This is a genomic window from Arthrobacter sp. SRS-W-1-2016 (assembly GCF_002009585.1).
In the GTDB taxonomy this organism is placed as follows: domain Bacteria; phylum Actinomycetota; class Actinomycetes; order Actinomycetales; family Micrococcaceae; genus Arthrobacter; species Arthrobacter bambusae_A.
In genome coordinates this window covers 1-21,457 of the sequence record NZ_MTPV01000068.1, presented here as the reverse complement: position 1 = coordinate 21,457, position 21,457 = coordinate 1, and the positions used below count along the sequence as shown (strand labels likewise).

Below are 21,457 nucleotides of genomic sequence, written 5' to 3'. Positions count from 1 at the left end.
TCCATGCCGGGCGGCTTCATTTCGAGCCTATCCCGAACGGTGTTCTGTGTTGAATTGCTACGGCGCCTGCCGCGGCTTCAACGGGTGCCTTGACTAGCGGGCTGCAGAGCCTTCGACGTAGTCCTCGTCCTGCTGCTGCCAGGAGAACAGGGAACGCAGCTCGCGGCCGACACCCTCGATCGGGTGTTGCTCTGCCTTGGCGCGCAGTTCCTTGAACTCGACTGCACCGTTGTCCTGGTCGTCGATGAAACGCTTCGCGAAGGCACCGGACTGGATGTCGGCGAGGACGCCGGCCATGTTTTCCTTGACGCGGGGGTCGATGACGCGCGGGCCGGAGACGTAGTCGCCGTATTCTGCGGTGTCGGAAACGCTCCAGCGCTGCTTGGCGATGCCGCCCTCCCACATGAGGTCGACGATGAGCTTGAGCTCGTGAAGCACCTCGAAGTAGGCGATCTGCGGCTGGTAGCCGGCTTCGGTCAGGGTCTCGAAGCCGTACTGGATCAGCTGGGAGACGCCGCCGCACAGGACAGCCTGCTCGCCGAAGAGGTCGGTTTCGGTCTCTTCGGTGAAGGTGGTCTTGATGACGCCGGCGCGGGTGCCGCCGATTGCCTTCGCGTAGGACTTGGCCAGCTCCCAGGCGGAACCGGAAGCATCCTGCTCGACGGCGATGATGTCCGGGATACCGCGGCCGGCTTCGAACTCGCGACGCACGGTGTGGCCGGGAGCCTTCGGGGCGATCAGGATGACGTCAACACCCTCGGGCGCCTCGATGTAGCCGAAGCGGATGTTGAAGCCGTGGGCGAACGCAAGGGCCTTGCCGGCCGTCAGCTTGTCCTTGATGGAGTCGTTGTAGATCGCGCGCTGGTGCTGGTCCGGCGCCAGGATCATGATGACGTCGGCCCATTCGGCGGCGTCGGCAACGTTCTTGACCGTGAAGCCTGCGTCCTCGGCCTTGGCGATCGACTTCGAGCCTTCCTTGAGCGCGATGACAACCTCGACGCCGGAGTCGCGCAGGTTCAGCGCGTGGGCGTGGCCCTGGGAACCGTAGCCGACAATGGCAACCTTGCGACCCTGGATGATCGACAGGTCTGCGTCGTCGTCGTAGAACATTTCAGTCACTTGCGTAACTCCTCTTGAGTGGTTTTGTAGATATTGTCTGTGGTTCGGTATCGGGCTGCCGCGCTGTGCCTGGGACAGTGTCCTAAGCGGAGCGCAAAGCCCTGTCACTCATGGAGCGGGATCCCCGCCCAACGGCCAAGGTGCCGGACTGCACTATTTCGCGGATGCCGAACGGCTCGAGCACTGAAAGCAGCGCTGCGAGCTTTTCCGGGGTACCGGTTGCCTCAATGACCACCGAGTCTGTGGAAACGTCAACCACTGAGGCACGGAACAAGTCTGCAGCTTGGGTGACCTGCAGGCGTGTCGCGGCATCCGCACGTACCTTGACCAGGATGTGGTCACGTTGCACGGAAGATTCTGAAGTCAGCTCGACGATCTTGATCACGTTGATCAGTTTGTTGAGCTGTTTGGTGACCTGCTCGATGAGGTCGCCATCGGCGTCGACGACGACGGTCATCCGGGAAATCCCGGAGACCTCGGTGGGACCGACGGCCAAGGAGTTGATGTTGAAGGCCCGCCGGGCGAACAGGCTGGCCACGCGGGTCAGCACGCCGGGCTTGTCTTCGACCAGAACGGACAGTGTGTGGCGGCTCATGGCTAGTCCTCCTCTTCCCATTCCGGGGTCATGTTGCGGGCAACCTGGATCTGGTCGTTCGAGACTCCGGAGGGGACCATCGGCCACACCATGGAGTTCGGGCTGACCACGAAGTCGATGACCACGGGACGGTCATTGATTTCCAAGGCCTTCTGGATGGTGGCGTCGATGTCCTCGTCCCGTTCGCAGCGGAACGCGGCACAGCCGTAGGCGTCTGCCAGCTTGACGAAGTCCGGGATGCGGACGGTGTCGTGGCCGGTGTTCAGGTCGGTGTTGGAGTAGCGGCCTTCGTAGAAGAGGGTCTGCCACTGGCGCACCATGCCCAGCGAAGAGTTATTGATGATGGCAACCTTGATGGGGATTTTGTTGATGGCGCAGGTGGCCAGTTCCTGGTTGGTCATCTGGAAGCAGCCGTCGCCGTCGATCGCCCACACCACGCGGTCGGGTTCGCCGACCTTGGCGCCCATGGCTGCCGGCACGGCATAACCCATGGTGCCGGCACCGCCGGAGTTCAGCCACGCATGGGGACGCTCGTACTTGATGAATTGGGCAGCCCACATCTGGTGCTGGCCAACGCCCGCGACATAGATTCCTTCCGGACCAGTGAGCGCACCGATGCGTTCGATGACCCGCTGGGGGGCGCTGAGTCCGTCTTCCGGTTCGGTCCAACCCAAGGGGTAGGTATCGCGGAGATTGTTGAGGAAGGCCCACCAGCCGCCGAGGTCCGGGGTGCCGGACAGTTCGAAAGCGGTACGGACAGCCTCGCTCAGTTCCGGAATGATCTCCTTGACGGAGCCCACGATCGGAACGTCGGCCGTACGGTTCTTGGAGATCTCCGCGGGGTCGATGTCAGCGTGGATGATCTTTGCGTGCGGAGCGAACGTGCTGAGGACACCCGTCACGCGGTCATCGAAGCGCGCACCAAGGGTGATCAACAAATCAGACTGCTGCAGCGCGGTTACCGCGGAAACCGTGCCGTGCATGCCGGGCATGCCGACGTGCTGGGGGTGGGAGTCCGGGAACGCGCCGCGGGCCATGAGGGTAGTCACCACGGGAGCGCCGGTGAGTTCCGCGAGCTCACGAAGTTCGGCCGATGCGTGGGCCTTGACCACACCGCCGCCGACATACAGGACGGGCTTGTTTGCCGCAGCGATGAGCCGGGCAGCCTCGCGCACCTGCTTGTTGTGGCCGCGGACCACCGGACGATAGCCCGGCAAATCGATCTTGGGCGGCCAGGAGAAGGTCATGGTGCCCTGCTGGGCGTTCTTGGCGATGTCCACCAATACGGGACCGGGACGCCCGGTGCTCGCAAGGTAGAAAGCCTCGGCCATGACATGCGGAATGTCGTTGGGATCCGTCACCAGGAAGGAATGCTTGGTGATCGGCATGGTGATGCCGACGATGTCCGCTTCCTGGAAGGCATCGGTGCCGATGACGGAAGCCGATACCTGGCCGGTAATGGCAACGAGGGGCACGGAGTCCATGTGGGCATCCATGATGGCGGTAACGAGGTTGGTGGCACCGGGGCCAGAGGTGGCGATGCAGACGCCAACCCGTCCGGTAACCATGGCGTAGCCTTGCGCTGCGTGGCCGGCTCCCTGTTCGTGACGGACCAGGACGTGATTCATCTTGGAGGCCATCAAAGGGTCATAGGTGGGGAGGATCGCGCCACCGGGCAAACCAAAAATATCGTCGACGCCGAGTTCTTCGAGCGAGCGGACAATAGCTTCCGAGCCGGTCATCACCGTTGGGGGTACAACGTTGTTCGGCCCGAGTACAGGAGAGGGAGTTGCAGCAGTGTCGACGACGGCGTCAGCCGGACGGTCGACCTTTTCCGGAGCTTTGGGGGCTCCAGCGGACTTTGCAGCCATCAGCGAGGGGCTGATCGGCGATCCTTTGCTCATCGGACTCTTCCTTTGGGGATCTTCAATTAGTGAAAGTTACTGCGGGTACTGCGTTCATGCGGGTTCTTGCTCAAATGCGCGGTCCCCTGCGGGAAATAAAAAAACCCCTCAGCCTTGCGGCTCTTCGAGGGGTTGCGCGTGACGGTTCGTTACCAGTCGGGCTAGGAGGCCACGCGCTTGGTAAGTACGACAGTGCCCACGGTGGCGCCGACAGTAACGAATGCGATCATGCGTTCAGTGTTCCCTCTTAGTGAGATGGGTGTCAAACGATAAAGAAGTCATCTCACTATATGGACGCCATTGTCCACGGATTGGTCCTACCCCGGCTGCCCAACTAACTCGCAGTTGTTGTCGTTATGAGGCGTCAAAACGACAACAACTGCGAGTCAGTTGGGCCGGAACCCGGAACTAGCCGCAGTAAGCACCCGTGGAGGCGCTGTGCACCAGCTTGGCGTACTTGGCGAGGACGCCCTTGGTGAACTTGGCCGGGAGGGGCTCCCAACCGATCTTGCGGAACTCGAGTTCGGCTTCGTCCACCAGGAGGTCGAACGAGCGGGCGGCGATGTCCACGCGGATCTTGTCGCCGTCCTTGACGAAGGCGATGGGTCCGCCGTCGACGGCTTCGGGCGCGACGTGGCCGATGCAGAGGCCGGTGGTACCGCCCGAGAAGCGGCCGTCGGTCAGCAGGAGCACGTCCTTGCCGAGGCCCGCGCCCTTGATGGCGCCGGTGATGGCGAGCATCTCACGCATGCCCGGGCCGCCCTTGGGTCCTTCGTAACGGATCACGACGACGTCTCCGGCCTTGATCTCGCCCTTGTCCAAAGCGTCGAGCGCGCCCTGCTCGCGCTCGAACACGCGGGCGGTTCCCTCGAAGACATCGGCGTCGAAGCCGGCACTCTTCACGACGGCACCTTCCGGAGCCATGGAGCCGTGCAGGATGGTGATGCCGCCGGTCTTGTGGATCGGGTTGTCCAGGGCGCGCAGGATCTTGCCGTCGAGGTCCGGGGGGTTGATGGACGCCAGGTTTTCGGCGAGGGTCTTGCCGGTGACGGTCAGGCAGTCGCCGTGCAGCAGGCCGGCGTCGAGCAGCGCCTTCATGATGACGGGCACTCCGCCGATCTTGTCGACGTCGGTCATGACGTAGCGGCCGAACGGCTTGAGGTCGCCCAGGTGCGGGATCTTGTCGCCGATGCGGTTGAAGTCGTCCAGGGTCAGCTCGACCTCGGCCTCGCGGGCGATTGCGAGCAAGTGCAGGACGGCATTGGTGGAACCGCCGAAGGCCATGGTGACCGCGATGGCGTTCTCGAACGCCTTCTTGGTCATGATGTCCCGGGCGGTGATGCCGAGGCGGAGCAGGTTGACCACTGCCTCGCCGGACTTGCGGGCAAAGTCATCACGACGGCGGTCTGCCGAGGGCGGGGCAGCCGAGCCCGGCAGGGACATGCCGAGGGCCTCGCCGATGCACGCCATGGTGTTGGCCGTGTACATACCGCCACAGGCGCCTTCACCAGGACAGATCGCGCGTTCGATGCGGTCGAGGTCTCCGCGGCTCATCTTTCCCGCAGCGCACGCACCCACGGCTTCGAAGGCGTCAATGAGGGTGACTTCCTTCTCCGAACCGTCCTCGAGCTTGACCCAGCCCGGCATGATGGAACCGGCGTAAAGGAAGACGCTGGCGAGATCCAGGCGCGCGGCTGCCATGAGCATGCCCGGGAGGGATTTGTCACAGCCGGCCAGCAACACGGAGCCGTCGATGCGCTCGGCCTGCATGACCGTTTCAACCGAGTCGGCAATGACTTCACGGGAAACAAGGGAGAAGTGCATGCCCTCGTGGCCCATGGAAATGCCGTCCGAAACGGAAATGGTGCCGAACTGCATGGGGAATCCGCCGCCGGCGTGGACGCCTTCCTTGGCGCCCTGGGCGAGTCGGTTGAGCGAGAGGTTGCACGGCGTAATTTCGTTCCACGAGCTCGCGACGCCGATCTGGGGCTTGGCGAAGTCGTCGTCGCCCATCCCTACGGCCCGGAACATGCCTCGCGCGGGGGCGGCATGGATGCCGTCCGTTACGACCCGGCTGCGTGGCTTGATGTCCGGCTGGTTGTCTGTCGCAATGGGGGTGTGGTCACTCATGGGCATGAGTCTATGACTCCTGAGCTGCGGCGAACGAACACGATCGGCGGGTTAAGGCGAATTTGTCCCTATTTCGTGCAATATTTCATTCAAATAATGGACAGTCGTCTCAATATGTGAGACGAACATTTTAAGGGCATCTGCAATTCCGTCCACCTGGATCAGAGAAGCCCGGAAGGCCGCGATTCGATTGACCTATCTGGATTCACTAATCTAGACAGCCCCGCGACACGGACGTAACGTCAAATCACGACACACCTGCGCCACTCGAACAGAAGGGCTCCTCCCATGGATTGGTTGATCTGGGTCATTGTCATTGTGTTGATCGTCGCAATTGTTTGGTGGCTCTTGAGCCGAAATAGCTCGAAGTCATCCGCCGGCGCCACGGCCTCGTCCTCTCCATCCACTACCGCCGCATCACCACAAATGGACGTCGCTTCCGCCGCGTTGACAGGCTCCGCCCCGTTGGTGGCCACAACCGCGGCTGCCGATCCAGACCCGGCCGCATCACGAACAGCCGCACCCGAACACGAACCGGAGCCGGAACCGGCTACCGAAGCGGGCGACGTCGACGACTGGGAGCGACTGGCCCCACTCCTTGAAACCGAAGCGGCGGCCCCGGAAGAGTCCCCCGCGGCCGAAACTCCGGTCGAGGAACCCGCAATCGAGGAGCCCACGCTCTCGGAGCCCGTACTGTCCGAGGCCGCGGTTTCCGAAGCCGCCGAGCCTCCTGGCGCCGAGCCGGAACTTGAAGGGGGCGTAACGGCCGACGACGTCGCAGTAGCCGACGCCGGACCTTCCGTTCCGGCCGACGCCGGCGCTCCGGCGTCGTCGGCCACGGAGCCGACCACTCCCGAACAGTTGGCCGACAGCGCAGAGTGGGAAGCCACCTGGAGCGAAGGCGGCGCCCCGGCCACCCCCGCGCCGATCCACCACCGCGAGTACACCGACGCCCACGCACCGACGCTTCCCGGGGCCGAATCCGCTGCGGCGGAGGCAGTCGACGCTGCCGCGGAAGGCACGCGGGAAGACCGGGCCGGAACTCCCGACGCCGCCTCGGCCCCTGCTGAGCCGACGGCCCAGGCCCCGGACTCGACGGGCGCGTCGCCTTTGGGCGGGCATCTCGCCGCCGATCAGCCATACGGTGAAGGGTCGGCTGCGGCGGGCGCTGACGGGAGCGGCCCCGATGGCTACACCGTCAAAGGCAATGCGGACACCATGACCTATCACGATGAAGACAGCCCGTCCTATGACGAGGTCAAAGCCGAGGTCTGGTTCGTTTCGAGCGCTCACGCGGAGGCAGCAGGCTTCCGGCCGCCCCGCAGGAACCGCCGCTGAGAGCCTCAAGGAGCTCAAGAGACGCCTCCCAGGCAGAGCCGCGAGGGAGGCGCTGGTCGATTTCACACTTCGGCAAGTGTCGTGTAGAGTTACATGTCGTTGCGGAGATCAACGAGGGAAGAAAAGCCCTCTGCGGATCGAAATCGACAAATGCACCTCTAGCTCAATTGGCAGAGCAATTGACTCTTAATCAATGGGTTCCGGGTTCAAGTCCCGGGGGGTGCACCAAAGGGAAGGGCCCTTGGGCGGCAACAGCCGCTCAAGGGTTATTTCTTTGCGTTGTGAGCAACAAACAATTGCACCTCTAGCTCAATTGGCAGAGCAATTGACTCTTAATCAATGGGTTCCGGGTTCAAGTCCCGGGGGGTGCACCAAAGGGAAGGGCCCTTGGGCGGCAACAGCCGCTCAAGGGTTATTTCTTTGCGTTGTGAGCAACAAACAATTGCACCTCTAGCTCAATTGGCAGAGCAATTGACTCTTAATCAATGGGTTCCGGGTTCAAGTCCCGGGGGGTGCACCAAAGGGAAGATCCCTGGATGGCTGAATGGCCGTCCAGGGATCTTTTTGTTTTTCGGCCAGCTTCGCGGACCAGGGCTTCGCAGGCCTAGTTGGAAGCCTCGCTCGCCGCCGCGCCTGAATCCACTGCGGCAACAATGTCATTGACAATTGCCGAAGAATGATTGCTCGCCAATTCGCGTACCAGCGCCTGCAGTTCCCGCCGTAGCTTGGCCGTGTCCACGGGAACCGGTGCAAGAACTTCGCGTTCCAACTGCGTGGCGAGGCCGAGGGTGCGCTCCCCCGCGTCGGTCAGGCTGACCACCTGGCTACGGCGGTCGGACACGCTGCGTGCGCGGCTGACGTGCCCGTGGGCCTCCAGCCTCGTGAGCGTCTTCCCCATCGTCTGCGCCTGAACCCGGACGATCTGGGCGAGCATCGACTGGGTGGTCGGTCCGTTGACGGCAAGTACTTCCATGACAATGACCCCGGCATGGGTCAGATCCATACCGCGCAGTTTCTCGTTCCAGGCATGCTCCACGAGGCGCGCGGCCGTTGAGAGCAGGCGCCCAGTGGGCCACCTTTCCATATCAGGCATAAAGGCCAGTATATAGACCGTTCGGCGAAGATCCGGCCGTGGGTAGTTCAATTCGTGAAGCGCCCGGCCCGTCACTAAGCTTGGTGGTCGCGGACGCGAGCAAGGAGCACACATGGCTGAAAGACTCATTCCAGGGGACACCGCCCCGGATTTCACCCTCAAGGACCACACGGGGCGCGAGGTCAGCCTGGCCTCGCACCGCGGCCGCAGTACGGTGATCTATTTCTACCCCGCGGCGTCAACTCCTGCATGCGCCAAGCAGGCCTGCGACTTCCGCGATTCCCTCGCCAGCCTTCAGGCCGCCGGTTACGACGTCCTCGGAATCTCCCCGGACACCGTGAAGGACCTGGAAAAGTTTGTGGCCGAAGAGGCACTGACCTTTCCCCTGCTTTCCGATGAAGGGCACAGGGTCGCTGACGCCTATGCCGCTTGGGGCGAAAAGAAGAACTATGGGCGCACGTACCAAGGGCTGATCCGCTCCACCATCGTGGTGAATCCCGACGGCAAGGTGGCGGTGGCCCAGTACAACGTGCGGGCCACGGGCCACGTGGCCAAGCTCCGGAGGGACCTCAAAATCGACAAGTAGCCGCCACCCTCCGGCACAGACGCGCGCCCGCCACGATTGAATCGGCCGACGCGAAACCGCGGGTACAATGGAGGCCGGTATATGACCGGAGCGGAAGCCCCGACTCCCGGTTCGGGTACCAACACCAGCGCGAGTGGTGAAATTGGCAGACACGCAGGATTTAGGTTCCTGTGCCTTCGGGCGTGGGGGTTCAAGTCCCCCCTTGCGCACTTTCAGGAAGTGCCCCGGTCCTTGGCCGGGGCACTTCCGCTTTCCAGCCGGGACTCAGGGCCCTGAACTAGACTGGACTGCGGTCCGGCTGCCGCGGGCCCAAGCCCGTCCAACTGCCTTGAGGGGACAAGAGTGGTAAGCAGCAAGCTTCGCCGAATCACGCTACAAATCGGCGCAGGCCTTCTGGCCGTTGCCTTGACCTCGTGCACGGTAAGTCCTGGACCAGCACCGTCGACCTCGGCCGCGGGCGGCGCTTCGGCAGAGCCGAGCAAGACCTTCAACTTCGGTACCCCGTCGATGCCCCTTGGACTCGACCCCGCACTGACGAACGACTCCGAGTCGTATCGCATCACGCGGCAAGTCATGGAAGGCCTGGTGGGGGTCGATGCTTCCACCGGCCAACCAACACCCCTGCTTGCCACCTCCTGGTCACAAGGGAATGACGGACTCAGCTACGACTTCACGTTGCGGTCGAAGGTCACCTTCCAGGATGGAACCGCCTTCGACGCCGCCGCCGTCTGCAGCAACTTCAACCGTTGGTTCAACTTTCCGGCAACGCTGCGTCAGCAGGCACCGGGCATCGCATTCAAGAGCGTCTTCAAGTCTTTCTCGGACGACGCTTCGCTTTCCCTCTTCAAGAACTGCAAGGTCGTCTCTCCCGGCCACGTCCAAATCAACCTGACCAAGCCCTTCACGGGCTTCCTGCAGGCTTTGACGCTGCCGGCGTTCGCCATGTCCTCCCCGAAGGCCTTGGCCGACGAGACCGCCAACGTCCTGGACAAGAAACTGTCAGGACAGCCGGCGTCGGCCTACGCCTCGCACCCTGTGGGCACCGGCCCTTACGTTTTCTCCTCGTGGAGCCAAGACCGGATCACGCTCAAGAGCTACAAGGGCTACTGGGGCGACCGCGGAGAGATTGCCACGGTCAACTTCATTCCGTTCGACTACCCGCAGGCCCGGCTCCAGGCCCTGCTCGCGGGAACCATCGATGGATACGACCTCGTCACCGCCGGCACCTTCGACCAACTCGTCAAGAAGGGCATGCAAATTGTCCAACGGGACCCGTTCTCCGTCATGTACCTGGGGATGAACGAGTCCGTGGCGCCCCTCCAGAACCTCGGGGTGCGCCAGGCAATCGAGATGGCCATCGACAAAGACACCCTCATCCACAAGTTCTTCATCGACAACACCTCACCGGCGTCCCAGTTCGTTCCCCCCAAGCTGAGCGGCTTCAACAACAACGCACCGTCCCTGGGATACGACCCGGACAAGGCCAAACAGTTGCTCGCCAAGTCCGGGTACAAAGGCGAGGAACTCAAGTTCTACTACCCGCTCAATGTCACGCGCGCCTACCTTCCCACTCCGGAGAAGATCTATGCGGAGATCAGCGCCGAGCTCACCGCCATCGGACTGAACATCAAACCGGTACCCGTGAACTGGGATGACGGCTACCTCCAGAAGGTTCAATCCCCCGGCGACCACGCGCTCCACTTGCTCGGTTGGAACGGCGCCTACTCGGACCCGGACAATTTCGTGGGCACCCTCTTCGGAGAGAGCAACGGCGAGTTCGGCTACAGCGATCCACAGGTGTTCTCGAAGATCGACCGGGCCCGGGGACTCCCCGAAGGCGCTGACCGCAACTCGCAGTACCAGACCATCAATGCCCAGATCGCGGCGACCGTCCCGGCAGTGCCCATCGCATTCCCCATCTCGGCTTTGGCCCTCTCCGACCGCGTAGAGAAGTACCCGGCATCGCCTGTCTTAAACGAAGTTTTTACAAACGTTCGCCTGAAGTCTTGACGTCCCGCCGCAATTTCAGTTATGTGCCCACGCGGGGATATTCTGTGACAGCCAGTGCCGCCGCTATCGGAGATAGATCGTGACCTTCATTTCCAAGACACACCACGCTGACGTCGTCCTTATTGGGGGCGGGATCATGAGCGCAACCCTGGGTGCGTTCATCAAGCAACTCGAACCCAGCTGGACCATCTCCCTCTTCGAGCGACTCGACGAAGCCGGCCTGGAAAGCTCCGGACCGTGGAACAACGCGGGAACCGGGCACGCAGCGCTCTGTGAGCTTAATTACTCACCAGCAGCGAAAGACGGGTCCGTTGACCCGTCCAAGGCCCTCCACATCAACGAGCAATTCCAGCTCTCCCGGCAGTTCTGGTCCCACCTCGTGGACAACAAATTGATCGGCTCCCCCAAGGGCTTCATCAACACGGTTCCGCACATGAGCTTCGTCATCGGCGACAAGCACGCAGACTTCCTCAAGACGCGCTATGAAGCACTCAAGCCGAACACGCTCTTCCGCAGCATGGAATACACGGAAGACCAGGCACAGATCGCCAAGTGGGCTCCGCTGATCGTCAAGGGCCGCGACGCCAAGCAGCGCGTTGCCGCCACCCGCGCCGCGGAAGGCACCGACGTCGACTTCGGCGCCTTGACCCGCGAGCTGACCGGCTACCTCGCCGCCAACGGCGTTGAAGTCAACTATGGCCACGACGTCACCAATGTGAGCAAAGCCTCCGACGGCGGCTGGGACCTTTCGCTCAAGTACCCGGCATCCGGCGAACACAGCCGGATCCACGCCAAGTTCGTCTTCGTCGGCGCCGGCGGGGGAGCACTCCACCTGCTCCAGGCATCGGGCATCCCGGAAAGCAAGGGCTACGGCGGTTTCCCGGTGTCCGGACAGTTCTTCCGCTGCACTGACGAGGCCATCGCCGGCCAGCACGGCGCCAAGGTCTACGGCCAGGCCTCCGTGGGCGCCCCGCCCATGTCCGTGCCGCACCTTGACACCCGCTACGTTGACGGCAAGCGTTCCCTGCTTTTCGGCCCCTACGCCGGATTCTCCACCAACTTCCTCAAGACGAGCAGCTACCTCGACCTGCCGCTGTCCATCCGCCCCGGCAACATCATCCCGATGCTGGCCGTGGCCAAGGACAACATGGACCTGACTGCGTACCTGATCAAGGAAGTGGCCAAGCGCCACGACGCCAAGGTGGAGTCCCTCCGCGAGTACTACCCCCAGGCCGACGGCGCCAACTGGGAGCTCATCACCGCGGGCCAGCGGGTGCAGATCATCAAGAAAGACTCCAAGAAGGGCGGCGTGCTGCAGTTCGGCACCGAAGTGATCACGGCCCGTGACGGCTCCATCGGAGCACTGCTCGGGGCCTCCCCCGGAGCCTCCACTGCCGTCCCCATCATGATCGAGATGCTCCAGCGGTCCTTCCCGAAGAACTTCAAGGGCTGGCAGTCCAAGCTCAAGGAAATGATGCCGGGCTACGGCGTCAAACTGAACGACAATCCGGAACTTGCGGCCGAGTTGGAAGCGAGCACTGCCCGTTCGCTCCAGCTTGAGCCTGCCGACGCCGTCCAGCACTAGCAGCCGTCCGGGCTGCGGCCGGTTCGAGACAAGAGACAGACCGTAGATCCCAGGAGACAGTGCAATGTTCCGTCTGGCAAAGCTTTCACTGGCGAACAGGGCATTGATCGCGCTGATCACCGTCTTCGCGGCGGTGTTCGGCGTGATCACCATGTCGTCCCTGAAGCAGGAGCTCATTCCCTCGATCGAGTTCCCGCAGATCTCGGTGATCACGTCCATGCCGGGCGCGTCTCCGGAGGTTGTCGACAAGCAACTCAGCCGCCCGCTCGAAACAGCGCTGAACAGCGTCGAGGGCCTCGAGTCGACAACGTCGACGTCACGGAACGGTGTTTCGCAGATCACCATGGTGTTCACGTACGGTTCGAACCTGGACCGGGCACGCAACCAGATCGATCGGGCCATCTCCAATGCCAAACGTGTGCTGCCGGCCGACGTCGAGCCGCAGTCTTTCGCCGGCAGCATCAGCGACTTCCCGATCGTGTACTTGGCCGTGTCTTCGGACAAGCCTCTCAGCGAGTTGAACACGGATCTGCAGCGCTTGAGCGTTCCCCGGCTCCAGAAGCTGGACGGGGTCCGCAGCGCTGACGTGACAGGCGGGGCCACCCAGCACATCCTGATCCAGCCCAAAGCCCCGGCGATGGCCGCCAGCGGCGCCACGGTCCAATCGCTCACGAATGCCCTCAAGAACAACGGGACCCTGGTCCCGGCCGGGACCATCGAGGACCAGGGCAAGACCCTCTCGCTGCAGATCGGCAGCCCGGTGGACTCCCTCGACGTCATCAAGGGCTTGCCCCTCACAGGGGCGAAGCCCGGCACCACCATCGGCGGCGTTGCCGACGTCAGCATCCAGGACGACGCCGCAACATCCATAACCCGGACCAACGGTAAACCGACGCTGGCCCTGTCCATCACGAAGAAGCCTGACGGCGACACCGTCGCCATTTCACACGCCGTCAAGGATTCCATTCCCCAGATGGAAGCCGAGCTCGGCTCCAATGCGCACTTCACGCCGGTGTTCGACCAGGCCCCGTACATCGAGAAATCCATCAAGGACCTCACCACTGAAGGCCTCCTTGGACTTGGCTTCGCAGTCGCAGTGATCCTCGTTTTCCTGATGTCCGTGCGCTCGACGCTCGTGACGGCGGTGTCCATTCCGTTGTCGCTCCTGATCACGTTCATCGGAATATCGGCGACCCATTACTCGCTCAACATCCTGACCCTCGGAGCGTTGACCATCGCGATCGGCCGGGTGGTGGACGATTCGATCGTGGTGATCGAGAACATCAAGCGGCACCTGAGCTACGGCGAACACAAGCTCGCGGCGATCCTCAATTCCATCCGGGAAGTCGCCGGTGCCATCACGGCGTCCACCCTCACCACGGTTGCCGTCTTCCTGCCGATCGCCTTCGTGGGCAACCTGGCAGGCGAACTGTTCCGGCCCTTCGCCCTGACGGTGACCATCGCCCTGTTGTCCTCGTTGCTTGTGTCCCTCACCATCGTTCCGGTGTTGGCTTACTGGTTCCTCAAGTCGCCATCCGCTGCCGCGGCGGTGGACGCCCATGCCGCGGAGAACGCCCGGACAAGGGCGCACGAGGCAGAGCAACGCAGCCGGCTGCAGCGCGGCTATTTGCCCATCCTGTCCACAACCCAGAAGCACCCGGTCGTCACGATCGTGGCCGCGGTCCTGGTATTGGGTGGTACTGCGGCCATGTCCCCGTTGCTCGCCACGGACCTGCTCGGCAACTCCGGCCAGAACAGCATGACCGTGCGCCAGGTCCTTCCTGCCGGCACCAGCCTGGAGCAGACCGGCGCCGCCGCTGCGCAGGTGGAATCGGTCCTGCGGGGCATCGATGGCATCAAGGATGTCCAGGTCACGTCGGGCAACCCCCAAACGGGCTTCGCCGCGCTCACCTCAAGCGGGGCTTCCAATTCGACATTCACGGTGGTGACCGACGACAAGGCCGACCAGCAGAAACTGCAGGACACGGTCCGGTCCCGGCTCGCCAGCGCCTCGGCTGCCGGGAAGGTCACTGTCGGCGCACAGCAAGGCGGGCTGGGCACGTCTTCCAGCGTGGACATCACCATCAACGCCGCCAACGCAGCGGATCTCAAAACAGCAAGCGACGCCGTCGCGAAGGCCATGGACGGCGTGCCCGGAAGCGCCGAGGTAGCCACCAACCTGGACGCGAGCCAGTCTGTGGTCCAGGTTAAGGTCGATCGCGCCAAGGCCGTCGCAGCCGGGCTCAACGAAGAACAAGTTGCCGGCGTCCTGGCGTCCACGGTCAGTCCCATCCCTGCAGGAACTGTCCGTATCGACACCACGGACTTCCCGGTACAGATCGGCGAAGGCACGCACTTCAGCAGCATTGCCGACGTCAGCGCCATCAGTCTCCCGACGCCGGCCGGACCCGTTCCGCTGTCCAATATCGCGTCGGTGGAGCAGGTGGACACTCCCGTATCCATCACCAGCAGCAACGGCCAGCGCACCGCGAAGGTGACCGTCACGCCGTCGGGCTCCAACCTTGGCTCCGTCAGCACGGCAGTCAGTGACCGGCTGGCCGCCGTGCGGCTGCCGGCAGGCGTCACAGCCACGATCGGTGGCGCCACGACGCAGCAGGCGGACTCGTTCAGCCAGCTCGGCCTCGCGCTCCTGGCCGCCGTCGCCATCGTCTATGTCATCATGGTGGCGGCGTTCAAATCCCTCATCCAGCCCCTCATCCTGTTGGTGTCCGTGCCGTTCGCGGCGACCGGCGCCATCGCGTTGCTCCTCGTCACGGGTGTTCCGCTCGGGCTGCCTTCCCTGATCGGCATGCTGATGCTGGTGGGAATCGTGGTGACCAATGCGATCGTCCTGATCGACCTCATCAACCAGTACCGCAAACCACACGATGGCAGTCCCGGGATGAGCGTGGCGGATGCCATCACCCACGGCGCCAGGCAGCGGCTACGCCCGATCCTCATGACAGCGCTTGCGACCGTATTCGCCCTGACGCCCATGGCTTTGGGCCTCACGGGAGGCGGCGGGTTCATTTCCCGGCCGCTCGCGATCGTCGTGATCGGCGGCCTTGTGTCGTCCACGGCTTTGACGCTCGTCCTCGTTCCCGTCCTCTACAAGCTGGTCGAAGGCCGGCGGGAGAAGAAGGCGCTGCTCAAGGCGCTCACGCAACGCCCCGACGTCGTGAACGACGGCATCGCCGGCCACGGCGAGGGCGAGCACCTGGACTGGACCACCGGTGTGACTCCCAAAGTCACCGGCCGCCGGTCCGCTTCCAGCCCCGCCGAGTAGGGCGACTCACCGGGAACAAAATGGCGTTGTGCCCTGTTGCAGGCAGTGATACATGCAAATGCATCTATTTTGGGATAGACTGGTTGGCAGAGCCCGGACACCAATCGGGCAGGCAGAAAGGCACATCATGGAGATCGGCGTATTCAGCGTCAGCGACATCACCACCGACCCCACCACGGGCCACACCCCCACGGAGAACGAGCGCATCAAGGCCGCCGTGGCGATCGCCAAGAAGGTCGAAGAGATCGGCATGGACGTCTATGCGATCGGCGAGCACCACAACCGCCCCTTCTTCTCATCGTCCCCCACCACCACGCTTGCCTACATCGCAGCGCAGACTGAAAGCATCACGCTGTCGACGTCCACCACGCTGATCACCACGAACGATCCGGTCAAGATCGCCGAGGACTTCGCAATGCTCCAGCACCTGGCGGATGGCCGCGTGGACCTCATCATGGGACGCGGCAACACCGCTCCCGTCTACCCCTGGTTTGGCAAGAACATCCAGGACGGGATCGAACTTGCCGTGGAGAACTACTCCCTGCTGCGCCGCCTCTGGGACGAGGACACCGTCAATTGGAGCGGCAAGTACCGCACCCCGCTGCAGAACTTCACCTCCACGCCCCGCCCGCTCGACGGCGTCGCGCCCTTCGTCTGGCACGGCTCCATCCGCAGCCCGCAGATCGCGGAACTTGCCGCCTACTACGGCGACGGCTTCTTCGCCAACAACATCTTCTGGCCCAAGGAGCACTACCAGCAGCTGATCGGCCTGTACCGCGAACGCTACGAGCACTATGGCCACGGCAACGCCGACCAGGCCATCGTGGGCCTCGGCGGACAGTTCTTCATGCGCAAGAACTCCCAGGACGCCGTGAAGGAGTTCCGCCCCTACTTCGACAACGCCCCGGTGTACGGCCACGGACCCTCGCTCGAGGACTTCACGTCCCAGACGCCGCTGACCGTCGGCAGCCCGCAGGAAGTGATCGAAAAGACCTTGACGTTCCGCGAATACTTCGGCGACTACCAGCGCCAGCTGTTCCTGGTGGACCACGCCGGACTGCCGCTCAAGACCGTCCTGGAACAACTGGACCTCTTCGGCGAGGAAGTCCTGCCGGTCCTGCGCAAGGAATTCGAGGACCGCAAGCCGGCCCATGTACCTGACGCACCCACCCATGCATCCCGGGTGGCGGCATCCGTGCTCGCGTCCGCCAGTGAGGCGGTTGCCGATTCCGCCGGGCGGAACCCGTGACCACCACCGCGCCCACCTCGTCCGCCGTGCGCCTCGCCGCCGAGACCTGGGAGTCCTTGTTCCGCTCCCAGGTGGCGGTGATGCGCCGGCTCCAGGCTGGGCCGGCCTTCAAGAAGCTTCCCATCAAGGAGTACGACGTCCTGTTCACTCTGTCCCGTTGCCCCACCGGCAAGTTGCGCCTGAACGAGATCAACGATCACGTCCTGCTCAGCCAATCCAGCCTGAGCCGGCTGGTTGACAGGTTGGAGAAGCGCGGACTCGTGGAACGCAGCATCGCCCCCGACGACGGACGCGGGATCCTGCTCGGGCTGACCGCGGCGGGGCAGGAACTGCAGAAGGAGATCGGCCGCGAGCACATCCGCGACATCGCCGAACTCGTGGCACCGGCCCTGACAGCGGACGAACAACGCGAGCTTCTACGCCTGACCGAAAAGCTGCAGGCGTTCGTCGCGCACAAGTAGGCGCGCGACGGCTAGCGGAGGACGACGAGCTTTGCCGGATCCTCATCCGGCAACTCGTCGGCCACCACCGCGGTGACTTTCAAGCTCTTCAACGACAGGCTGCCGCCCACCGTGGAGAGGAACGCCGTGTCCGAGGAATCGCGTCCGGCTGTGATGCGAAGCATGGATTCGCGCGGAGCCAGGCCGGTGGGATCGATGACGTACCACGTGCCGTCGAGGTGGGCCTCGGCCACGGCATGGAAGTCCATGGGGCTCAGGCCGGGCGCATACACAGCGGCGAGTCGCGCAGGAATGTCCTTGGAGCGCAGGAGGGCAATGGCAAGGTGCGCGAAGTCGCGGCACACGCCCTTGCGGTGCAGGAGCGTTTCCACCGCACCGTCCGTCCCGCGCGAGGAACCACTGACGTACCGGAGTTCGTCGTGGACCCAGTTCCGGACGGCCTGCAACAGCTCCTCGCCGTGCAGCCCGCCGAACTCGGCATACGACGTCGGAAGGAGCCGATCGGACTCTGCATAGCGGCTGGGCCGGACATAGCGGATGAGCTCCATCCGGGAGGACTCGTCGGGGAGGCCGAGGCCTTCCACCGAGGCACGGTAATCAACCGTGACCTCGCTGGGTTCGGCGAACTCCATGTAGTGGAAGCGTCCGCCGTGATGGTCCCCCAGCTCAGTCAGCGGTACAGCTTCGCCTTCCACCGTGACTGACAGCTCTTCGGTCAACGATTCGTAGCCAGGATTGCTGGCCACGGCTATTGCCATCGCCACCTTGGTATTGGCTACGGTCTTGAAAACGAGCTGGGCAGCAACGTTGCGTTCCATGGATCTCCGGAGTGTTGCGGCTGGACAACCCACTAATGAGGCAGAGTTGGCGCCGACGAATGTCTGTCAACCGTGGTTCTACAGATTGACCTTCAGAGACAATAGCATCCGCTGGACATTGGCGAATTCCGAACTCTGGTCAACATACTTGGCGGCTTGGTCCAAGGTATCGAAGGACTTCGCCGGAGCAACCACTTCGTCGGTGGCGAAGGCATGCACGGCGGGCATGTCCCCGAAGTAGTAGTTGCCCTTTCCGGTGGGCCCCACCACGAGGTTCCGCAGCTGGCAGGCCTGGCCGTCAGTTCCGGCCACCAGGTTGGTGATGCCGTATGAACCGAAGAACTTGTAACCCTGGATGACCCGGAACACCACGTGCGGCGGGATCATGGAATCGCCGTCCGCGTGGGGCAGGTCAATGGGCACGCTGCTGACCACTGTGTACGGCCGCTTGGCGGCCGGATTGCAGTCGGCCGGACTGGCCGAGGGCAGTCCGGTATGGAGCGTCGCCAGATACCCGCCCTTGGCGTCTTTGACCTCGATCTTCAGCGCGCCTGGCATGGAGCCGGCGTCGGGCGTGACCGATTGCGCAATCCAGTCTGTCGGAAGATCGAAGCTGACCTTCTTGGCTGCGTCGGAGTACGTCTTCCACGCCGCGGCCGTGGCCCCCGCCGTCGCCGTGCTTCCCGCGGAGGGGCTTCCCGAAGCAGTGGAACCGGCCGACGGCGGGGCTGTACCGGAGCCCGACGGCGACCCGCTCCCGGGTGCCGCACTGTTGGACCCTGCCGTCCAGACCGGGCCGCCCGCGCCCTGGGAACTGCAGCCAGCCGCGGCGACCACGATGAGCGCACCCAGGACGGAGACTGAAAACTTCAACGGGATCCGCTTTGCTCTCATGCGCACCAGCCTAGCGGCGCTGAGCCGCCCGGCTGACCGTCCGGAGCGGCGTTTCGCATCTGCGAAGCCGGCAGATGGACTCCGGCGCCGCTTGGGCCCGCATCGTAGGACTAGGCTGGACGCATGGCTCCCGATCTGCTTGATGAGGACGAAAACAATGTGGCGGACATCTCCGCCGTGGACATCGCGGACTGGCGTTTGCGGACGTTCGCCATGTACGACGACGTGCGCAAGATCGCATTGGACGATCCCTTCCAGGCACATGTGTACTGGCGCCAGGAGCGGGACCGCATGTTCGGAACCCACCCGGCCTCGGCGCTGACTCCCGCCCGCAAGCAGGCTTTCTCGGGCTTGCGCACCGCGGACTACGATTCCCGGTTCCGCCGCTATGCCGCCCTTTCGCCGGAGGGCGCGGGCCAGGAGATGAACGTCCAGACCGGTACCGACGGGGTGGTGCCGTTTGTCCGCCTCGGCACCTTTGACCTCGACGAGCTTGGCTCGCTGGCCGTGTGGCGCCTGCGGAGCTATGGCGGCGGCATCTTCGTGCCCTTCCGCGATGCCACAGCCGGCAAACCCGGAGGAAGCTACGGCGCGGGCCGGTATTTGCTGGACACGATCAAGGGCGCTTTCCACGGCCTTCGCGGATCCGGGCAGCAGGAGTTCGTCCTCGACTTCAATTTCGCCTACAACCCGTCCTGCGCCTACAACGAGGCCTGGGCCTGCCCCTTGGCCGGGCCGGCGAATCGCCTGGCCGCGGACATCCCGGTGGGGGAGCTCTACCTGCCGGTCTAAATGGGACGGCCTCATGAGGCCGAAGGACGTAGGATGTCTTCATGACTTCCTCCCGTGCACGCCGGATCGCCCGCGTCCGCCCACTCTCCCCCACCTCACCGGACGAACACTTCTTCGTCGCGAACGACGCGGTCGACTTCGCCTCCGCGGAAGGCCGGAGCTGGACCGTGGTGGACAGCCCGTTCCCTGGCTCCCCTGCAAACCGCAGCAGCACCGGGCGGCCCGGCTGGGTTGGAGGCTCCGAAGTTTCCGAGGACGCGTTCACGTTCCTGGCGCCATCTGTTCCGGCCAATGTCTTCGGCATGGCGCACAACACCGGTCAGCCCGGCCGGGATTTACCCGCCCAGGCGTTCCACAAGGCCGCCACAAGCGTCGTCGGACCGGGTGACGCCATCGAACTCGCCTCGGACGTCGGCTACGTGGACCCCGAAGCGGAACTGACCGTCGTCGTCGGACGCAAGGTCCGCGGGCTCACGCTCGACACCGCGCGCGACGCCATCCTCGGTTTCACGATCGGCAACGACGTCTCGGCGAGGGACCTGCAGAAGACCGACGAACTGTGGATCAGCGCGAAAAGCCAGGACACCTTCACCCCCGCTGGCCCGTGGATCGTCACGGATCTCAACGACGGCGATCTTTCAATCGGCATCGTGCACAACGGCCGGGAATTGCGCACCGCCAGCACCGCGGACCTCGGCTGGAAGGTAGACGAAATCCTTGTCTACCTCACGTCGTTCATGACCTTGCACCCCGGCGACCTGGTCCTCACCGGCTTCCCGGCCGAGTGCGCCAGGATCGAACCCGGAGACCTCGTGACTTGCCGCATCGAGGGCATCGGAGAGCTCAGCAACCCCGTAATTGCAGCATCTTGGGAGAAATTTCCCAGCTAGATATGAAAGGCTTGAGCCATGGAGCCTCCTGCCGTGCCGGCAATTGAGACGCGGCAGACGTCCCTTTCCAGGCCAAAGACAAGCAATCGCCGCAAAGGCGTGCTGCGCTATCCGGTGGTCAGGCAGCTCATCCGTTTCACCGGCGTCGGGATCATCTGCACCGTCACCTCGCTGGCGCTGTATGCGCTGTTCCGGCCGTGGATGGGACCCCAACCTGCCAACGCCGGAGCACTGATCATCACTTCGCTCATGAATACGGCCCTGAACCGGCGGCTCACCTTCAAGATCACCGGCAACCGGAAGATGACCCGGGACCACCTGAACGGACTGATCGTGATCGCCGTCGCGCTGGTCATCACGGGCGGGAGCTTGGGCGTGCTGCATGCGTTGCGGCCCGAAGCCACCCTTGCCGAAGACCTCTGGACCACCACGCTGTCCGGATTCGTCGCGACGGCCGTGCGGTTCACCATGCTGCGGCATTGGATTTTCCGCCGGGCCCGCCACGTTTGATTCCCAACTAGCTCGCATTTGCTGTCGTTTTGAGCCGTCTAAACGACAACAAATGCGAGTTAGCGGATGAGCGCCGCTGGTGCGCCGTGGGCCGGGAAAGTATGCGTCTGGCTCACCAAGACTCTGGCTCTCTCCGGGCGGCTCGGTGATCATGGAGGTGTTCGTCTCGGTGAACGCCGACCCAACTTGGTGCCTTG

General features: G+C 63.6%; 17 protein-coding genes and 4 tRNA genes. 14 read left to right on the top strand and 7 right to left on the bottom strand.

Annotated elements, in window-relative coordinates:
- Nucleotides 1-93: 93 nt before the first annotated feature.
- From ilvC to ilvD, 4 genes are all read right to left on the bottom strand, one after another.
- Nucleotides 94-1,119, bottom strand: coding sequence for a ketol-acid reductoisomerase (gene ilvC, locus BMF89_RS18730; protein ID WP_078108575.1), 1,026 nt, complete (start codon nt 1,117-1,119; stop codon nt 94-96).
- An 82-nt stretch (nt 1,120-1,201) separates the two neighbouring features.
- The gene (gene ilvN, locus BMF89_RS18725) at nt 1,202-1,714 is read right to left on the bottom strand and encodes an acetolactate synthase small subunit (protein WP_028264679.1); all 513 of its coding nucleotides are present in this window, start codon (nt 1,712-1,714) and stop codon (nt 1,202-1,204) included.
- 2 nt (nt 1,715-1,716) lie between these two features.
- Nucleotides 1,717-3,618, bottom strand: a complete 1,902-nt coding sequence (locus BMF89_RS18720) for an acetolactate synthase large subunit (RefSeq protein ID WP_078108574.1) — start codon at nt 3,616-3,618, stop codon at nt 1,717-1,719.
- A gap of 408 nt (nt 3,619-4,026) precedes the next feature.
- Entirely contained in the window at nt 4,027-5,748 is a 1,722-nt protein-coding gene (gene ilvD / locus BMF89_RS18715; protein ID WP_078108624.1) for a dihydroxy-acid dehydratase, read from the bottom strand.
- 288 nt (nt 5,749-6,036) lie between these two features.
- Here ilvD and BMF89_RS18710 point away from each other — a divergent pair, with 288 nt between their 5' ends.
- From BMF89_RS18710 to BMF89_RS18695, 4 genes are all read left to right on the top strand, one after another.
- On the top strand, nt 6,037-7,086 hold the full coding sequence (locus BMF89_RS18710) for a hypothetical protein (RefSeq protein WP_078108573.1): 1,050 nt from the start codon (nt 6,037-6,039) through the stop codon (nt 7,084-7,086).
- A gap of 152 nt (nt 7,087-7,238) precedes the next feature.
- Nucleotides 7,239-7,314, top strand: a tRNA-Lys gene (locus tag BMF89_RS18705).
- A gap of 70 nt (nt 7,315-7,384) precedes the next feature.
- Nucleotides 7,385-7,460, top strand: a tRNA-Lys gene (locus tag BMF89_RS18700).
- 70 nt (nt 7,461-7,530) lie between these two features.
- A tRNA-Lys gene (locus tag BMF89_RS18695) sits at nt 7,531-7,606 on the top strand.
- A gap of 84 nt (nt 7,607-7,690) precedes the next feature.
- On the opposite strand, the gene BMF89_RS18690 is transcribed toward BMF89_RS18695, so the two are convergent.
- Nucleotides 7,691-8,179 carry a MarR family transcriptional regulator gene (locus BMF89_RS18690; protein ID WP_078108572.1) on the bottom strand — a complete coding sequence of 163 codons (489 nt, stop codon included), beginning with the start codon at nt 8,177-8,179 and terminating at the stop codon, nt 7,691-7,693.
- A 112-nt stretch (nt 8,180-8,291) separates the two neighbouring features.
- Here BMF89_RS18690 and bcp point away from each other — a divergent pair, with 112 nt between their 5' ends.
- The 7 genes from bcp to BMF89_RS18655 all read left to right on the top strand — a co-directional run bounded on the left by bcp (nt 8,292) and on the right by BMF89_RS18655 (nt 17,356).
- Nucleotides 8,292-8,765 (top strand): thioredoxin-dependent thiol peroxidase, encoded by a 474-nt coding sequence (gene bcp / locus BMF89_RS18685; RefSeq protein ID WP_078108571.1) that lies wholly within the window; start codon nt 8,292-8,294, stop codon nt 8,763-8,765.
- Between the two features lie 127 nt (nt 8,766-8,892).
- Nucleotides 8,893-8,974 (top strand) — tRNA-Leu (locus tag BMF89_RS18680).
- 133 nt (nt 8,975-9,107) lie between these two features.
- Nucleotides 9,108-10,775 (top strand): ABC transporter substrate-binding protein, encoded by a 1,668-nt coding sequence (locus BMF89_RS18675; RefSeq protein WP_171983554.1) that lies wholly within the window; start codon nt 9,108-9,110, stop codon nt 10,773-10,775.
- Between the two features lie 79 nt (nt 10,776-10,854).
- Entirely contained in the window at nt 10,855-12,360 is a 1,506-nt protein-coding gene (locus BMF89_RS18670) for a malate:quinone oxidoreductase (protein WP_078108570.1), read from the top strand.
- A gap of 64 nt (nt 12,361-12,424) precedes the next feature.
- Complete coding sequence (locus tag BMF89_RS18665; protein WP_078108569.1) at nt 12,425-15,646, top strand: efflux RND transporter permease subunit; 3,222 nt, start codon at nt 12,425-12,427, stop codon at nt 15,644-15,646.
- Nucleotides 15,647-15,773: 127 nt separating this feature from the next.
- Nucleotides 15,774-16,895, top strand: a complete 1,122-nt coding sequence (locus BMF89_RS18660; RefSeq protein WP_078108568.1) for an LLM class flavin-dependent oxidoreductase — start codon at nt 15,774-15,776, stop codon at nt 16,893-16,895.
- Nucleotides 16,892-17,356 (top strand): MarR family winged helix-turn-helix transcriptional regulator, encoded by a 465-nt coding sequence (locus BMF89_RS18655; RefSeq protein WP_078108567.1) that lies wholly within the window; start codon nt 16,892-16,894, stop codon nt 17,354-17,356. The genes BMF89_RS18660 and BMF89_RS18655 overlap by 4 nt, the downstream gene beginning before the upstream one ends.
- Before the next feature lie 11 nt (nt 17,357-17,367).
- On the opposite strand, the gene BMF89_RS18650 is transcribed toward BMF89_RS18655, so the two are convergent.
- On the bottom strand, nt 17,368-18,174 hold the full coding sequence (locus BMF89_RS18650; protein WP_078108566.1) for a transglutaminase family protein: 807 nt from the start codon (nt 18,172-18,174) through the stop codon (nt 17,368-17,370).
- Between the two features lie 78 nt (nt 18,175-18,252).
- Nucleotides 18,253-19,068, bottom strand: coding sequence for a hypothetical protein (locus BMF89_RS18645; protein WP_078108565.1), 816 nt, complete (start codon nt 19,066-19,068; stop codon nt 18,253-18,255).
- A 123-nt stretch (nt 19,069-19,191) separates the two neighbouring features.
- On the opposite strand from BMF89_RS18645, the gene BMF89_RS18640 reads away from it, so the two are divergent.
- The 3 genes from BMF89_RS18640 to BMF89_RS18630 are packed head-to-tail and all read left to right on the top strand — an operon-like array spanning nt 19,192 to nt 21,260.
- Complete coding sequence (locus BMF89_RS18640; protein WP_078108564.1) at nt 19,192-19,860, top strand: DUF1684 domain-containing protein; 669 nt, start codon at nt 19,192-19,194, stop codon at nt 19,858-19,860.
- 41 nt (nt 19,861-19,901) lie between these two features.
- On the top strand, nt 19,902-20,750 hold the full coding sequence (locus BMF89_RS18635; protein ID WP_078108563.1) for a fumarylacetoacetate hydrolase family protein: 849 nt from the start codon (nt 19,902-19,904) through the stop codon (nt 20,748-20,750).
- Nucleotides 20,751-20,768: 18 nt separating this feature from the next.
- Nucleotides 20,769-21,260, top strand: a complete 492-nt coding sequence (locus tag BMF89_RS18630) for a GtrA family protein (RefSeq protein ID WP_078108562.1) — start codon at nt 20,769-20,771, stop codon at nt 21,258-21,260.
- The last annotated feature ends 197 nt before the right edge of the window (nt 21,261-21,457 follow it).

Excerpts from the sequence above, each read along its gene's own strand:
- ilvN (WP_028264679.1), bottom strand. The coding sequence starts at position 1,714 with ATGAGCCGCCACACACTGTCCGTTCTGGTCGAAGACAAGCCCGGCGTG.
- BMF89_RS18720 (WP_078108574.1), bottom strand. The coding sequence starts at position 3,618 with ATGAGCAAAGGATCGCCGATCAGCCCCTCGCTGATGGCTGCAAAGTCC.
- ilvD (WP_078108624.1), bottom strand. The coding sequence starts at position 5,748 with ATGAGTGACCACACCCCCATTGCGACAGACAACCAGCCGGACATCAAG.
- BMF89_RS18710 (WP_078108573.1), top strand. The coding sequence starts at position 6,037 with ATGGATTGGTTGATCTGGGTCATTGTCATTGTGTTGATCGTCGCAATT.
- BMF89_RS18690 (WP_078108572.1), bottom strand. The coding sequence starts at position 8,179 with ATGCCTGATATGGAAAGGTGGCCCACTGGGCGCCTGCTCTCAACGGCC.
- bcp (WP_078108571.1), top strand. The coding sequence starts at position 8,292 with ATGGCTGAAAGACTCATTCCAGGGGACACCGCCCCGGATTTCACCCTC.
- BMF89_RS18665 (WP_078108569.1), top strand. The coding sequence starts at position 12,425 with ATGTTCCGTCTGGCAAAGCTTTCACTGGCGAACAGGGCATTGATCGCG.
- BMF89_RS18660 (WP_078108568.1), top strand. The coding sequence starts at position 15,774 with ATGGAGATCGGCGTATTCAGCGTCAGCGACATCACCACCGACCCCACC.
- BMF89_RS18650 (WP_078108566.1), bottom strand. The coding sequence starts at position 18,174 with ATGGAACGCAACGTTGCTGCCCAGCTCGTTTTCAAGACCGTAGCCAAT.
- BMF89_RS18645 (WP_078108565.1), bottom strand. The coding sequence starts at position 19,068 with ATGAGAGCAAAGCGGATCCCGTTGAAGTTTTCAGTCTCCGTCCTGGGT.
- BMF89_RS18640 (WP_078108564.1), top strand. The coding sequence starts at position 19,192 with ATGGCTCCCGATCTGCTTGATGAGGACGAAAACAATGTGGCGGACATC.
- BMF89_RS18635 (WP_078108563.1), top strand. The coding sequence starts at position 19,902 with ATGACTTCCTCCCGTGCACGCCGGATCGCCCGCGTCCGCCCACTCTCC.
- BMF89_RS18630 (WP_078108562.1), top strand. The coding sequence starts at position 20,769 with ATGGAGCCTCCTGCCGTGCCGGCAATTGAGACGCGGCAGACGTCCCTT.